The sequence below is a fragment of the Thermomonas mangrovi genome, assembly GCF_028201335.1.
GTDB lineage: Bacteria > Pseudomonadota > Gammaproteobacteria > Xanthomonadales > Xanthomonadaceae > Thermomonas > Thermomonas mangrovi.
In genome coordinates, this window is the sequence record NZ_JAPEVV010000002.1 from 207,489 (window position 1) to 220,887 (window position 13,399).

The 13,399-nt window shown below is 72.0% G+C and carries 12 protein-coding genes; 8 read left to right on the plus strand and 4 right to left on the minus strand.

Features of this window, described 5'->3' with window-relative positions; all coding sequences use genetic code 11:
- Window positions 1–7 precede the first annotated feature (7 nt).
- The 7 genes from lpxB to ON759_RS04690 all read left to right on the plus strand — a co-directional run bounded on the left by lpxB (window position 8) and on the right by ON759_RS04690 (window position 8,809).
- A complete protein-coding gene (gene lpxB, locus ON759_RS04660) occupies window positions 8–1,150 on the plus strand; it encodes a lipid-A-disaccharide synthase (protein ID WP_271679196.1) in 1,143 nt (380 codons plus the stop codon).
- Window positions 1,147–1,734 (plus strand): ribonuclease HII, encoded by a 588-nt coding sequence (gene rnhB, locus ON759_RS04665; protein ID WP_271679197.1) that lies wholly within the window; start codon window positions 1,147–1,149, stop codon window positions 1,732–1,734. The genes lpxB and rnhB overlap by 4 nt, the downstream gene beginning before the upstream one ends.
- Before the next feature lie 77 nt (window positions 1,735–1,811).
- A complete protein-coding gene (gene dnaE, locus ON759_RS04670; protein WP_271679198.1) occupies window positions 1,812–5,348 on the plus strand; it encodes a DNA polymerase III subunit alpha in 3,537 nt (1,178 codons plus the stop codon).
- Between the two features lie 51 nt (window positions 5,349–5,399).
- Window positions 5,400–6,362 (plus strand): acetyl-CoA carboxylase carboxyltransferase subunit alpha, encoded by a 963-nt coding sequence (locus tag ON759_RS04675; RefSeq protein ID WP_271679199.1) that lies wholly within the window; start codon window positions 5,400–5,402, stop codon window positions 6,360–6,362.
- Between the two features lie 4 nt (window positions 6,363–6,366).
- Window positions 6,367–7,662, plus strand: coding sequence for a tRNA lysidine(34) synthetase TilS (gene tilS / locus ON759_RS04680; protein ID WP_271679200.1), 1,296 nt, complete (start codon window positions 6,367–6,369; stop codon window positions 7,660–7,662).
- Between the two features lie 9 nt (window positions 7,663–7,671).
- Window positions 7,672–7,935 carry an exodeoxyribonuclease VII small subunit gene (locus ON759_RS04685; RefSeq protein WP_271679201.1) on the plus strand — a complete coding sequence of 88 codons (264 nt, stop codon included), beginning with the start codon at window positions 7,672–7,674 and terminating at the stop codon, window positions 7,933–7,935.
- Complete coding sequence (locus ON759_RS04690) at window positions 7,928–8,809, plus strand: polyprenyl synthetase family protein (protein ID WP_271679202.1); 882 nt, start codon at window positions 7,928–7,930, stop codon at window positions 8,807–8,809. Before ON759_RS04685 ends, ON759_RS04690 begins: the two co-directional genes overlap by 8 nt.
- A 9-nt stretch (window positions 8,810–8,818) precedes the next feature.
- Here the strand turns inward: ON759_RS04690 and ON759_RS04695 are convergent, their stop codons facing one another.
- From ON759_RS04695 to pmbA, 3 genes are all read right to left on the minus strand, one after another.
- Window positions 8,819–9,262, minus strand: coding sequence for a DUF4870 domain-containing protein (locus ON759_RS04695; protein ID WP_271679203.1), 444 nt, complete (start codon window positions 9,260–9,262; stop codon window positions 8,819–8,821).
- A 139-nt stretch (window positions 9,263–9,401) separates the two neighbouring features.
- Window positions 9,402–9,833, minus strand: a complete 432-nt coding sequence (locus ON759_RS04700) for a DUF4870 domain-containing protein (protein ID WP_271679204.1) — start codon at window positions 9,831–9,833, stop codon at window positions 9,402–9,404.
- 82 nt (window positions 9,834–9,915) lie between these two features.
- Window positions 9,916–11,301: a metalloprotease PmbA gene (pmbA, locus tag ON759_RS04705; protein WP_271679205.1), complete on the minus strand. Its 1,386-nt coding sequence runs from the start codon at window positions 11,299–11,301 to the stop codon at window positions 9,916–9,918.
- Between the two features lie 17 nt (window positions 11,302–11,318).
- Here pmbA and yjgA point away from each other — a divergent pair, with 17 nt between their 5' ends.
- On the plus strand, window positions 11,319–11,918 hold the full coding sequence (gene yjgA, locus ON759_RS04710; protein WP_271679206.1) for a ribosome biogenesis factor YjgA: 600 nt from the start codon (window positions 11,319–11,321) through the stop codon (window positions 11,916–11,918).
- Here the strand turns inward: yjgA and tldD are convergent, their stop codons facing one another.
- Entirely contained in the window at window positions 11,919–13,361 is a 1,443-nt protein-coding gene (gene tldD, locus ON759_RS04715) for a metalloprotease TldD (RefSeq protein WP_271679207.1), read from the minus strand.
- Between the last annotated feature and the right edge of the window lie 38 nt (window positions 13,362–13,399).

Here is a 13,399-nt window from a genome sequence, read left to right on the forward strand (position 1 = left end):
GCATCGCATGAGCCCACGCATCGCCCTCTGCGCCGGCGAAACCTCGGGCGACCAGCTCGGCGCCGGGCTGGTCGCGGCGCTGCGCGAACGCTTCCCGGAGGCCGCCTTCGCCGGCATCGGCGGGGACGCGATGCGCGCGGTCGGCGTGGACACCTGGCACGACGCCAGCGAACTGTCGGTAATGGGCCTCGCCGAGGTGCTGGCGCACCTGCCGCGCCTGCTGGCGCTGCGCAAGGCCTTCCGCCAGCGCGTGCTCGACTGGCGGCCGGACGTCTTCATCGGCATCGACGCCCCCGACTTCAACCTCGGGGTCGAGCGCTGGCTCAAGCAACGCGGCGTGCGCACCGTGCACGACGTCAGCCCCTCGGTCTGGGCCTGGCGGGAATCGCGCGCGGCGAAGATCGGCGACAGCGCCGACCACGTGCTCTGCCTGTTCCCGATGGAACCGCCGATCTATGCGCGGCACGGCGTGGACGCGGTGTTCATCGGGCATCCACTGGCCGACGCCATCCCGCTGCAGCCCGACCGCACGGCGGCCCGCATCGCGCTCGGCGTCGCCACCGATGCGCGCGTGCTCGCCGTGCTGCCCGGCAGCCGCCTCGGCGAAATCCAGCGGATGTTGCCCGGCTTCGCTGATGCCGCACGCCGGCTGGCTGGCGACGTGGCAGGCCTGCAGGTGCTAGTGCCGGCCGCGAACGCGGGCTGCCGCGCCGCGATCGACGCGATGCTCGGCGACGCGCCAGGCGTGCGCGTGCTCGACGGCCAGGCGCAGGCGGCGATGATCGCCAGCGATGTCGTCCTGCTCGCCTCCGGCACCGCCGCCCTGGAGGCCATGCTGTGCAAGCGGCCGATGGTCGTGGGGCATCGCATTTCCGGGCTGACCTACGCCATCGTCAAGGCCTTCGGCCTGCTGAAATCCGCGCACGTCAGCCTGCCCAACATCCTGGCCGGGGAGACGCTGGTGCCCGAACTGCTGCAGGACGCCTGCACGCCCGAGGCCCTGCATGCGGCCCTGCTGCACTGGTTCCGCGACGCCGACGCCGTGGCCGCCCTGCAGCCGCGCTTCCTCGCCCTCCACGAGTCCCTGCGCCGCGACGCATCGGCGCGCGCGGCGGAGGCGGTGGCCGGATTGCTGGCGACGCCACGATGACCGCGCTGGTCGCCGGCGTCGATGAAGCCGGACGCGGCCCGTTGGCCGGCCCGGTCTGCGTGGCTGCGGTGATCCTGGACCCGGCCCGCGCGATCGACGGGCTCGGCGATTCCAAGCAGCTCAGCGAGCGTCGCCGCGAGGCGCTCTATCCGCTGATCCTGGAACGCGCAGTGGCCTGGCGCATCGAATTCGTCGAAGCGGCGGAAATCGACCAACGCAACATCCTGCAGGCCACGATGGCCGGCATGCGCCGCGCCGTCGCCCTGCTGTCGCCCGCCGCCGGCCATGCGCTGGTCGACGGCAACCGGGTGCCCGACGGCCTGCCCTGCCCGGCCACCGCGATCATCGACGGCGATGCGCTGGAGCCGGCGATCATGGCCGCCTCCATCCTCGCCAAGGTCGCACGCGATGCGCGCATGCGCGCCCTGCACCAGCAGTATCCGGCCTACGGCTTCGACCGCCACAAGGGCTATCCCAGCCCGCTGCACCGCGAGGCCCTGCGCCTGCACGGGCCCTGCCCCGAGCATCGCCGCAGCTTCGCGCCGGTACGCGAGGCGCTGGCGGCCGCCGGCCTGCTGGCCTGAACCCGGGCGACCGCCTGTCAAGCCTTGCCCGGGGTCGGTGGGCGGCCTACCCTGCGGACTGTCCCCGCGGTGATCCCATGCCCGCCCGCTACGCCCACCTGCACCTGCACAGCGAGTATTCGCTGGTCGACTCCACGATCCGCATCCCGGAACTCGTGACGGCCTGCGCGGCGCGCGGGCTGCCGGCGGTGGCGATCACCGACCAGAACAACCTGTTCGCGCTGGTGAAGTTCTACAAGGAGGCGGAGAAGGCCGGCATCAAGCCGATCGCGGGCGCCGACGTGTTGCTCGCGGAGGGCACGGGCACGCCCAGCCGGCTCACCCTGCTCTGCCGCGACCAGGCCGGCTACCTCAGCCTGTCGGAACTGCTCACCCGCGCGTGGATGGAAGGCCACCGCGTGGATGGCGTGGTCGCGCGGCCGGCGTGGCTGGAGGCGAACGCCGGCCTGTTCGCGCTGGCCGGGCCGCAATCGGACGCCGGGCAGTTGCTCGCCGGGGGCCGCCACGACCTCGCGGAAGCGGCCGTGGCCGACCTCCAGCGCCGCTTCGGCGAGCGCCTGCACCTGGAGTTGGTGCGCACCGGACGGCAGGGCGAGGACGCCTTCAACGCCTTCGCGCTGGACGTCGCCGCGCGCCGCGGGATCCCGGTGGTCGCCAGCAACGACGTGCGCTTCCTCGATGCCGAAGGCTTCGACGCCCACGAGGCCCGCGTGTGCATCGCCAGCGGCCGGGTGCTCGACGATGCGCGCCGCCCGCGCGACTACAGCGCCGAGCAGTTCCTGAAGCCTGCGGACGCGATGGCGGCGCTGTTCGCCGATATACCGGACGCGCTCGACAACAGCCTCGCGCTGGCCACCCGCTGCAACCTCGAACTGCGGCTGGGCACCTACTACCTCCCGGCCTTCCCGGTGCCGGACGACGAGACCCTCGACAGCTGGATCCGCAGCCAGTCGCGCGACGGCCTGGCCAGGCGCCTCGAACGGGCACCGCTGGCGCCCGGCAAGGCGCGCGAAGACTACGAGACGCGCCTGGAGACCGAGCTCGACGTCATCGTCAAGATGGGCTTCCCGGGCTACTTCCTGATCGTCGCCGACTTCATCAACTGGGCGAAGCAGCACGGCATCCCGGTCGGCCCCGGCCGCGGCTCCGGCGCCGGCTCGCTGGTGGCCTGGGCGCTGGGCATCACCGACCTCGACCCGCTGCCCTACGACCTGCTGTTCGAGCGCTTCCTCAACCCGGAACGCGTGTCGATGCCCGACTTCGACATCGACTTCTGCATGGACCGGCGCGACGAGGTGATCGACTACGTCGCGCGCAAGTACGGCCGCGACCGGGTCAGCCAGATCATCACCTACGGCACCATGGCCGCGAAGGCGGTGCTGCGCGACGCCGGGCGCGTGCTCGGCCTGTCCTACGGCTTCGTCAACGACTTGGCCAAGCTGATCCCGCTGCAGCCCGCGGACCCGCTGTCGCTGGACGACGTGATCGGCCGCAGCAAGCGCTCGCAGCAGAAGGACGGCTACCTGATCGCCGAGATCAAGGAGCGCTACGAGGCCGAGGACGAGGTCCGCGACCTCATCGACCTCGCCCTACAACTGGAGGACCTGACCCGCAACGCCGGCAAGCACGCCGGCGGCGTGGTGATCGCGCCGAGCCCGCTGCAGGACTTCTGCCCGCTGTTCGCCGAACACGACGGCCATGGCCGTGGGCGCAACCCGGTCACCCAGTTCGACAAGGACGACGTCGAGTCGATCGGCCTGGTGAAGTTCGACTTCCTCGGCCTGCGCACGCTGACGATCATCGACTGGGCGGTGAAGGCGATCAACGCCCGCCGTGCCGCCGCCGGCGAGGCGGCGCTCGACATCGCCACCCTGCCCCTCACCGACAAGGCGAGCTACGAACTGTTCGCGCGCGGCGACACCGTCGCCGTGTTCCAGTTCGAATCGCGCGGCATGCGCGAGCTGCTCAAGCGCGCCCGGCCCGACACCTTCGAGGACATCATCGCGCTGGCCGCGCTGTTCCGCCCCGGCCCGCTGGGCAGCGGGATGGACCGCGAATGGGTGGACCGCAAGCACGGCGTGGCCGAGGTGAGCTTCCCGCACCCGGCGCTGGAGCCGGTGCTGTCGCCCACCTACGGCGTCATCGTGTACCAGGAACAGGTGATGCAGATCGCCCAGGTCCTGGCCGGGTATTCGCTGGGCGGCGCCGACCTGCTGCGCCGCGCGATGGGCAAGAAGAAGCCCGAGGAAATGGCGAAGGAGCGCGCCAAGTTCGAGGCCGGCGCGGCCGAGCGCGGCGTCGACCCGCGCACCGCGACGCAGATCTTCGACCTGATGGAGAAATTCGCGGAGTACGGCTTCAACAAGTCGCACTCGGCGGCGTACGCGCTGGTCGCCTACCAGACCGCCTGGCTCAAGGTGCACTACCCGGCGGAGTTCATGGCCGCGGTGCTGTCCTCGGACATGGACAACACCGACAAGGTCGTGGGCTTCCTCGACGAGGCGCGTGCGATGGGGCTGGCGGTGCTGCCGCCGGACGTGAATGCCTCCGCCTACATGTTCGAGGCCACCGACCCGCGCACGATCCGCTACGGGCTGGGTGCGGTGAAGGGCGTCGGTCGCGGCGTGTGCGAGGCGATCGTCGCCGCACGGGGCGACGGCGGCGCGTTCGCCGACCTGCTCGACTTCTGCAAACGGGTGGAGGCGGCCGGCCTCAACCGGCGCACGCTGGAAGCGCTGGTGCATGCCGGCGCGATGGACGCGCTGGCGCCGAACCGGGCTTCGCTGATGCTGCAGTTGCCGGAGGCGCTGAAGGCGACCGAGCAGATCGCGCGGAACCGCGATGCCGGCATGGTCGACATGTTCGGTGCCGCGCCCGCGCACGGCGGCAGCGGCGCGGCGGACATCCACGTGGTGCTGCCGACCTGCGAGGAATGGCCGCTGGCGCAGAAGCTGCAGGGCGAGCGCGAGACCCTGGGCCACTACCTCAGCGGCCACCCGATGGACCCGTACCGCGCCGAACTGAAGGGACTGGTCGGCCACGACCTGTCCTCGCTAGACGTGTTGTGGGAGGCACGGCCGGCGGAGGCGCGCAAGGGCTGGCGCCCGCAGATGGCGGCGGTGGTCGCCGGCCAGGTGGTCGGCATGCGCAAGCGCGGCGACAGCCAGGCCTTCGTGCAACTGGAAGACGGGCGCGGCCGCCTCGAATGCGCGTTCTTCGGCGAGGAGTGGCAGGCGTACGCGCCGTTGCTGACCCGCGACCGCATCCTGGTGGTCGAGGGCGACCTGCGCGAGGACGAATTCAGCGGCGGCTTCGCGTTGCGCGCGCGACGCGCCTGGGACTACCTGCAACTCAGCAGCGGGCAGGCGCAACGCCTCTCGCTGCGCCTGGACCTGCGCGTGCCCGGGGCGGTGGAGCAATTCGAGCGCGTGCTGCGCGCCCATCCGGGCAGCACCCCTGTGCTGATCGAGGCGACCACCGCGACCGGCATCGGCCGGCTGGCGATCAACGGCGGCCGCGGCCTGCGCATGGAGGCCGGCCTGCCCGACCTGTTGCGCAGCCTGCCCGGCATGACCGCGGTCAGCGTGCAGATGGGCAAGCCCTGGGCCCAGTGAGCCCGCACCTACGGCTCGGTACGGCGCCCCGGGCGGGGTAAACTGCGGCCGATGAACCCGAACTACCTCGATTTCGAGCAGCCCATCGCCGACCTGGAAGCCAGGATCCAGGACCTGCGGCAGGCCAGCAACGGGCCGGCGGTCAACATCGACGCCGAAGTGCACGCGTTGCAGGAAAAGCTGCGCAAGCGCACCGCGACCATCTTCCGCGACCTCACCCCGTGGCAGGTCTCGCAGCTGGCGCGGCATCCCGCGCGCCCGTACACGCTGGACTACCTGCGGGTGATCTGCGACGAATTCCAGGAACTCGCCGGCGACCGCGCGTTCGCGGACGACAACGCCATCGTCGGCGGCCTCGCCCGCATCGACGGACGCAGTGTGATGGTGATCGGCCACGAGAAGGGCCGCGACACCAAGTCCAAGGTACGCCGCAACTTCGGCATGCCCAAGCCCGAGGGCTACCGCAAGGCGCTGCGCCTGATGAAGCTGGCGGAACGCTTCGGCCTGCCGATCCTGACCTTCATCGACACCGCCGGCGCCTGGCCGGGCATCGATGCCGAGGAACGCGGCCAGTCCGAGGCGATCGCCCGCAACCTGCTGGAGATGGCCGAGCTGAAGGTGCCGATCGTATGCACCGTGATCGGCGAAGGCGGCTCGGGCGGCGCGCTGGCGATCGGCGTCGGTGATCGCACCCTGATGCTGGAATACAGCACCTACTCGGTGATCACGCCCGAAGGCTGCGCCTCGATCCTGTGGCGCGATGCCGGCAAGGCCAAGGACGCCGCGGAGCAGATGGGGATCACCGCCAAGCGCCTGCTCGGCCTGGGCCTGATCGACAAGATCGTGCGCGAGCCCACCGGCGGCGCGCACCGCAACCCGGTGCAGATGGCCCGGCGCCTCAAGGCCGTGCTGCTGAACGAACTGGACGCGCTGGACGGCGTCCCGGTCGCGACGCTGTTGGACAACCGCTACCGCCGCCTGCGCGGCTATGGCGCGTACGACCACGCGTCCTGACGCGATGGACGCGGCGGCGTTCGCCTCCGCGGTTGCACGGGCCGATGACCGCCCGGTGCTGGTCGGCTACAGCGGCGGCCTGGATTCGACGGTACTGCTGCACCTGCTCGCCGGCGACTCGGCGACGCAGCGCACCGGACTGCGGGCGCTCCATGTCCACCACGGCCTGCACGCGCAGGCGGATGCATGGGCGGCGCATTGCGAGGCGACCTGCGCCGGCCTCGGCATCCCGCTGGAGGTGGTCCGCGTCGCCGTGGACAGGCGCGCCGGGCTCGGCCTCGAAGGCGCGGCCCGCGAGGCACGCCACGCGGCGTTCGCGGCCCACCTGCGCGCCGGCGAAGTCCTGGCCCTCGCCCACCATCGCGACGACCAGGCCGAAACCTTCCTGCTGCGCGCGCTGCGCGGGTCCGGCGTCGATGGGCTCGCCGCGATGCGCCCGTGGCGGGCCTACGCCCGCGGCTGGCTATGGCGCCCGCTGCTGGAGGTTGCCCGCGTCGACCTGCTCGCCCATGCGCAGGCGCGTCGCCTCGCCTGGATCGACGACCCGGGCAACGATGACCCCGGCCTCGACCGCAACTTCCTGCGCCACCACGTGATGCCGCATTTGCAGGCGCGGTGGCCGCACGCACCCGCCGCGCTTGCCCGCAGCGCCGGCCTCGCCGCCGCCGCGACCGACCTGCTGGATGCCGGCGACGACGCCGCGCTGGCCGGCGTGCGGCGCGAGGTCGATCTGCTCGACGTCGCCGGCCTGCTGGCCTTGCCGGCCACGCAACGCGCCCGCGTGCTCCGTCGCTGGATCGCCGCACTCGGGCTGCCGCCGCTGCCGGCGCATGGCAGCGCGTGCATCGAGGCGGACCTGCTCGACGCCCGCCCGGATGCGCGTGCGCGTTTCGACTGGCATGGCGCGCGCGTGCAACGCTGGCGCGACCTCCTGCATGCCGGGCCGCTGCGCACGCCGTTGCCGCGCGACTGGCGGGCCACGTGGGATGGGCGGGCGCCGTTGCGACTACCGACCGGCGACACGCTCGAATTACTGGGAGCGGACGGCTTCGACCACGAGGTCATCGCGCACGCCCGGCGCGGCGGCGAACGCCTGCGCCTGCCGCGACGCCGCCACGACCATGCGTTGAAGCACCTGCTGCAGGACGCCGGCGTGCCGCCATGGCAACGCGAGCGGCTGCCGCTGCTGTCGGCCGCGGATGGCACCCTGCTCGCCGCCGGCGACCGCCTCTGCTCGGCCACGCTGGCCAGCTGGCTGGACGCGCGCGGCGCGCGGCTGCAATGGACGGCCGTGGCGTAAACTGGCTGCATGGCCCGCAAACCCGCCACAACGCCCGATGCCTCGCCCGTCGCCGACTTCGAGCAGTCGATGCAGGCGCTCGAAGACCTCGTCGCCCGCATGGAAAGCGGCGAGCTCAGCCTCGAGGCGTCGCTGGCCGCCTACGAGCGCGGCGTCGGCCTTTACCGCCACTGCCAGGCCGCGCTGGAGCAGGCCGAGTTGCGCGTGCGCCTGCTGAGCGATCCCGCCCAGCCGGAGCTCGGCCGCCCGTTCGACGCCGGCGACGATGCCTGAGCCGCGCTTCGCGGCGTGGCGCGCGCGGGTCGAGGCGACGCTGGACCGCGTGCTGCCGGACCCGGCCGCGTCGCCCGCCCGGCTGCACGCCGCCATGCGCCATGGCGTGCTCAACGGCGGCAAGCGCATGCGCCCGCTGCTCGCGTACGCCACCGGCACCGCGTTCGGCGTCGATGAGGACACGCTGGATGCCGCTGCCGCCGCGGTGGAACTCGTGCATTGCTATTCGCTGGTCCACGACGACCTGCCGGCGATGGACGACGACAGCCTGCGCCGCGGCCGCCCGACCGTGCACGTCGCCTTCGACGAAGCCACCGCGATCCTCGCCGGCGATGCCCTGCAGGCGCTGGCCTTCGACTGCCTTGCGCGCGCATCACTCGACGCCGAACGCCGGGTGGCGATGCTCGCCGAACTGGCGCGTGCCGCCGGCGTCGACGGCATGTGCGGCGGCCAGGCGCTGGACATCGACGCGACGGGCGCATCCGCCGGCATCGACCTCGCCGGGCTGGAGCGCCTGCACGCGTTGAAGACCGGGGCGCTGCTGCGCTGCGCGGTGCGCCTCGGGGCGATGGCGGGCCGCGCGAACCCGGCGCAGGCGGCCGCGCTCGACCGCTATGCCGACGCGCTGGGGCTGGCCTTCCAGGTCCGCGACGACCTGCTCGACGTGGAGGGCGATGCCGCGACCCTCGGCAAGACCGCAGGCAAGGATCTCGCCCAGGCCAAGGCAACATTCCCGGCGCTGGTCGGCATCGAGGCCAGCCGCCGCCGCCTCGACGCCCTTGCCGCGGCCATGCACGACGCGCTCGACGGCCTCGACATCGACACCGCTGCGCTGGCCGCGCTCGCCCGCCAGGTGGTCGAGCGCGACCGCTGAGGCCGTGCCTCAGCCGAACAGGCGCAGGGTGAGCGGGTAGCGGTAGTCCTGGCCGTCGTAGGCCTTGAACGCCGCGATCAGGCTGCACACCAGCCACGTCACCGCGATCGCGGCATAGGCCAGCACCAGCAGCAAGCCGGCGGGCGCGGTCACCAGCAGGCCGAGGCCGAGGGTGAGCACGGTCGCGCCGACCAGCACCACGCCGATGGCGACCGCGGCGATCGCGTACAGCAGCATGCTGAGGTTGAAGTTGAGGGCTTCCTTCGCGTGCGTGGCCGCGAACTCGCTGCGGTCGCGCACCAGCATCCACACCGCGAACGCGGCCAGCGCCCCGGCGATGCCGGCGCTCCAGCTGGTCGCCAGCGCCGCCAGCAGCGCACCCGCGTGCGCACCGGCCGCCCACAGGCGCTCGCTCTGGCTCGGGGAGAGGGTCTGAACGGTCGTGGCTTCCATCGTCGGCTCCGGCCGGAACGATTCCGGCGTTGCATCGAGGATGGGGACGCCCCGCAGCCACGCAAGGGATGCGTCGACGAAACGCCCGGCGCGGCGACGAAGACGACCGGCGGGCGACGAACGCCCGCCGGCGGCCGGCTTACTTGACCAGGCGGATGGTGAACGGATAGCGGTAGGCGATGCCGTCGTTGGCCTTGATCGCGGCCATGATGATCAGCACCAGCGCGGCGATGCCCACGATCAGCATGATCGGCAGCGTGATGATGAAGCCGATGCCGAGGGTGACCAGGCTCAGGACCAGCAAGACCAGGAAGACCGCCGAGACGGTGATGTTGAAGTTCAACGACTCCTTCGCCTGGTCGGCGACGAAGGGCATGCTGTCCTTCTTCATCAGCCAGATCACCAGCGGGCCCAGGAAAAAACCCCAGCCGCCGATGGCGGACGTGAGCAGGCCGCCGGCGAGCGCGGACAGGTGGGCGAACATCGCCCATTGCCGCTCTTCCTGCGGCGGGCCGCCGGCGCTCGGCGGCGGCGGTGGGACGGACACGGGATCAGGTGCATTCGGACTCATGGAGCGTTTCCCCGGGGACTGCGGCGGCTGCCGCTTGCCCGAGGATAACGCCAAGCGCCGTCGCCCGAGGCCAAGCGCCGCCTCAACCGGCGCCGGCCACGGTCATGCGTCCCACCAGGATCGCGCCGGTGCGGATGTGCGAGCGCGGATCCACGTCGTCGCCGACCGCCTCGATCGCCGCGAACATCGCCTTCAGGTTGCCGGCGATGGTGATCCCGTCCACCGGGTAGGCGATCTTGCCGCCCTCCACCCAGAACCCGGCCGCGCCGCGCGAGTAGTCGCCGGTGATCTGGTTGACGCCCTGCCCCATCAGCTCGGTGACCAGCAGGCCACGCTGCATGCCACCGACCAGCGCATCCAGGCCGCCGGCATTGGCGCGCACCTGCAGGTTGTGCACGCCGCCGGCGTTGGCGGTGCTCTGCAGGCCCAGCTTGCGCGCCGAGTAGCTGCCGAGCACGTAGCGCTGGACGATGCCGCCGGCGACCAGCGGCGATTCGCGGGTGGCCACGCCTTCGGCGTCGAAGGCCGCGGAGCGCCAACCGCGCGGCAGGAACGGCAGCTCGTCGATGGCGAACCAGTCGGGGAAGACCCGCGTGCCCGCGCTGTCCAGCAGGAAGCTCGCCTTGCGATACAGGGCGCCGCCGCTGACCGCGCCGACGAAGCTGCCGACCAGCGATCGCGCCATCTCCGCATGGAACAGCACCGGCACCTCGCAGGTCGGCAAGTGGCGCGGATCGAGCCGTTCCAGGGTGCGCTGCGCGGCGGTGCGCCCCACCACCTCCGGCGACGCCAGGTCGCCCGGCGCCAGTGCCAGGCTGTACCAGCCGTCGCGCTGCATCGCGTCGCCCTCGCCGGCGATCAGCGCGCAGCCGAGGCTGTGCGAGGTGCCGCGCTCCGCGCCGAGGAAGCCGTGGGAATTCGCGTACACGCTGACCGAGGCATTGCGGTTCAGCGACGCACCATCGGAATTGCCGATCCGCGGATCGACCTCGCGGCCTGCCTGCTCGCAGGCCAGGGCCAGGTCGATCGCGCGCTGCGCATCGATGTCCCACGGGTGCCAGCTGTCGAACTCGCGCAGGGTGGTCGCCATCAGCGCGGCATCGGCCAGGCCGGCGGCGGCATCGTCCTCGGTGTGGCGGGCAATCGCGCAGGCCTGCGCCACCGTCGCCTCCAGGCTCTCCTCGCGCAGGTCGGCGGTGCTGGCGCTGCCCTTGCGCTGGCCGAAGTACACGGTGACCGAAATGCCGCGGTCCTGGGTGGCCTCGACCGTCTCCACCTCTCCCATGCGCACGTTCACCGCAAGGCCGGTGTCCTCGTTGCAGGTCACCTCGGCCTGGCTGGCGCCGCTGGCGCGCGCGCGGTCGAGCAGGCGCTCGGCGATCGCCGACAGGCGCTGCAGGCGCGCGGGGCTGTCGTCGCGGGCGTGGGTGGTCTCGAGGACGTGCGGGGCGGATGCGGGACTGTTCAATGGCTTATCCTGTGGCGATGCGAGGACGCGACGACGAAACCGGTGAATTCTTCAGCCCAAGCCGCAGCCAGCAACGGCGCGCGGCGCTGGACGTGCTGGAGCTTGGCGAACAGCTGGTGGCGATGACCGCCGCGCAACTCGGCCGGCTGCCGATCCCCGAGGGCTTGATGCCGCACATCCGCGACACCCAGCGGATCACCTCGCACGGCGCGCGCAAGCGCCAGGTCGCGTTCCTGGCCAAGCAGATGCGCAAGCTGGACGAGGACGTGCTCGACGCGATCCGCGACGCGATGTCCAAGGATGGCGAGGCCGCGCGCAAGGAAACCGCGGCGATGCACCGGATCGAGGCGCTGCGCGACGCGCTCCTCGGCGACCACGGCGACGACGCGATGACCGAGCTGCTGGCCGCGCATCCCGAAGCCGACCGCCAGCACCTGCGCCAGCTGGTCCGCAACGCGCACGAGGAGCGCAAGCGCAACAAGCCGCCGCGCGCGTTCCGCGAACTGTTCCGCGAGCTGAAGGCCCTGCATGCGCTGGACGCCGACGCCGCGCATGCCGCGGACGCCAGCGAAGCGGCCGACGACGCCGCGGACCTGGACGACGACGCGCACGCCTGATCAGCCCGCGCGGGTGCCGCCGACGGTCAGCTCGGAAATCAGCAGCGACGGCTGGCCGACGCCGACCGGCACCGACTGCCCATCCTTGCCGCAGGTGCCGACGCCGTCGTCCAGGGCCATGTCGTGGCCGACCATCGCCACCTTCTGCATGGTCTCCGGGCCGTTGCCGATCAGGGTGGCGCCCTTCACCGGCGCGGTGACCCTGCCGTCCTCGATGAGGTAGGCCTCGGTCGCGCTGAACACGTACTTGCCGCTGGTGATGTCGACCTGGCCGCCACCGAAGTTGACCGCGTACAGGCCCTTCTTCACCGACCGGATCATCTCCTGCGGGTCGTGCGTGCCGGCGCGCATGTAGGTATTGGTCATGCGCGGCATCACCAGGTGCGCGAACGATTCGCGGCGGCCGTTGCCGGTGGGCGCCACGCCGGACAGGCGCGCGTTGAGGGTGTCCTGCATGTAGCCGACCAGCACGCCGTCCTCGATCAGCGTGGTGCACTGGGTCGGGGTGCCCTCGTCATCGACGTTCAGCGAGCCGCGCCGGCCTTCGAGGGTGCCATCGTCGACGATGGTCACGCCCTTGGCCGCGACCTGCTGGCCGATGCGCCCGGCATAGGTGCTGGTGCCCTTGCGGTTGAAGTCGCCCTCCAGCCCGTGGCCGACCGCTTCATGCAGCAGCACGCCGGGCCACCCGCTGCCGAGCACCACCGGCATCACCCCGGCCGGCGCGTCCACCGCCTCCAGGTTCACCAGCGCCTGCCGCAACGCCTCGCGGGCGAAGCGTTCCGGCTTGTCGTCGGCCAGCAGCTCGTCGTACGAGTAGCGACCGCCGAAGCCGGCGTAGCCGGATTCGCGGCGACCGCCCTGCTCGACGATCACCTGCACGTTCATCCGCACCAGCGGGCGGACGTCGCCGGCCAGTACGCCGTCGCTGCGCGCCACCAGCACGGTGTCGACGCCACCGGTCAGGCCGACCATCACCTGCTGCACGCGCGGATCGAGCGCGCGCACCAGCGCGTCGACGCGGCGCAGCACCGCGACCTTGGCCTCGTTGGCCATCGCATCCACCGGGTCCAGCGCGGGATACAGCGCGCGGCCCGGGCTGCGTTGCAGCGCCTGCGGCCCGTGTTGCCGGCCATCGCGCGCGATCGCCCGCGCCGACTGCGCGGAGGCGACCAGCGCCGCGGCATCGAGGTCGTCGGCATAGGCGAAGCCGGTCTTCTCGCCGGAGATCGCGCGCACGCCGACCCCCTGCTCGATGCTGTGCGCCCCGTCCTTGACGATGCCGTCCTCCATGCTCCAGCTCTCGCGCCGCGCATGCTGGAAATACAGGTCGCCGAAGTCGACGCCCGGGCCGAGCAACGCGGCGAAGGTGCGTTCGAGCGTGGCGGCATCGAGCCCGGTGGGCGCGAGCAGGCGGGATTCGGCGAGGGCCAGTGCGTTCATGCGGGTCTTCGGGTCGAGATACGGGATAGATGGCGGCG

Excerpts from the sequence above, each read along its gene's own strand:
- rnhB (WP_271679197.1), top strand. The coding sequence starts at position 1,147 with ATGACCGCGCTGGTCGCCGGCGTCGATGAAGCCGGACGCGGCCCGTTG.
- tldD (WP_271679207.1), bottom strand. The coding sequence starts at position 13,361 with ATGAACGCACTGGCCCTCGCCGAATCCCGCCTGCTCGCGCCCACCGGG.
- dnaE (WP_271679198.1), top strand. The coding sequence starts at position 1,812 with ATGCCCGCCCGCTACGCCCACCTGCACCTGCACAGCGAGTATTCGCTG.
- ON759_RS04700 (WP_271679204.1), bottom strand. The coding sequence starts at position 9,833 with ATGAGTCCGAATGCACCTGATCCCGTGTCCGTCCCACCGCCGCCGCCG.
- ON759_RS04675 (WP_271679199.1), top strand. The coding sequence starts at position 5,400 with ATGAACCCGAACTACCTCGATTTCGAGCAGCCCATCGCCGACCTGGAA.
- ON759_RS04695 (WP_271679203.1), bottom strand. The coding sequence starts at position 9,262 with ATGGAAGCCACGACCGTTCAGACCCTCTCCCCGAGCCAGAGCGAGCGC.
- yjgA (WP_271679206.1), top strand. The coding sequence starts at position 11,319 with ATGCGAGGACGCGACGACGAAACCGGTGAATTCTTCAGCCCAAGCCGC.
- ON759_RS04685 (WP_271679201.1), top strand. The coding sequence starts at position 7,672 with ATGGCCCGCAAACCCGCCACAACGCCCGATGCCTCGCCCGTCGCCGAC.
- tilS (WP_271679200.1), top strand. The coding sequence starts at position 6,367 with ATGGACGCGGCGGCGTTCGCCTCCGCGGTTGCACGGGCCGATGACCGC.
- ON759_RS04690 (WP_271679202.1), top strand. The coding sequence starts at position 7,928 with ATGCCTGAGCCGCGCTTCGCGGCGTGGCGCGCGCGGGTCGAGGCGACG.
- lpxB (WP_271679196.1), top strand. The coding sequence starts at position 8 with ATGAGCCCACGCATCGCCCTCTGCGCCGGCGAAACCTCGGGCGACCAG.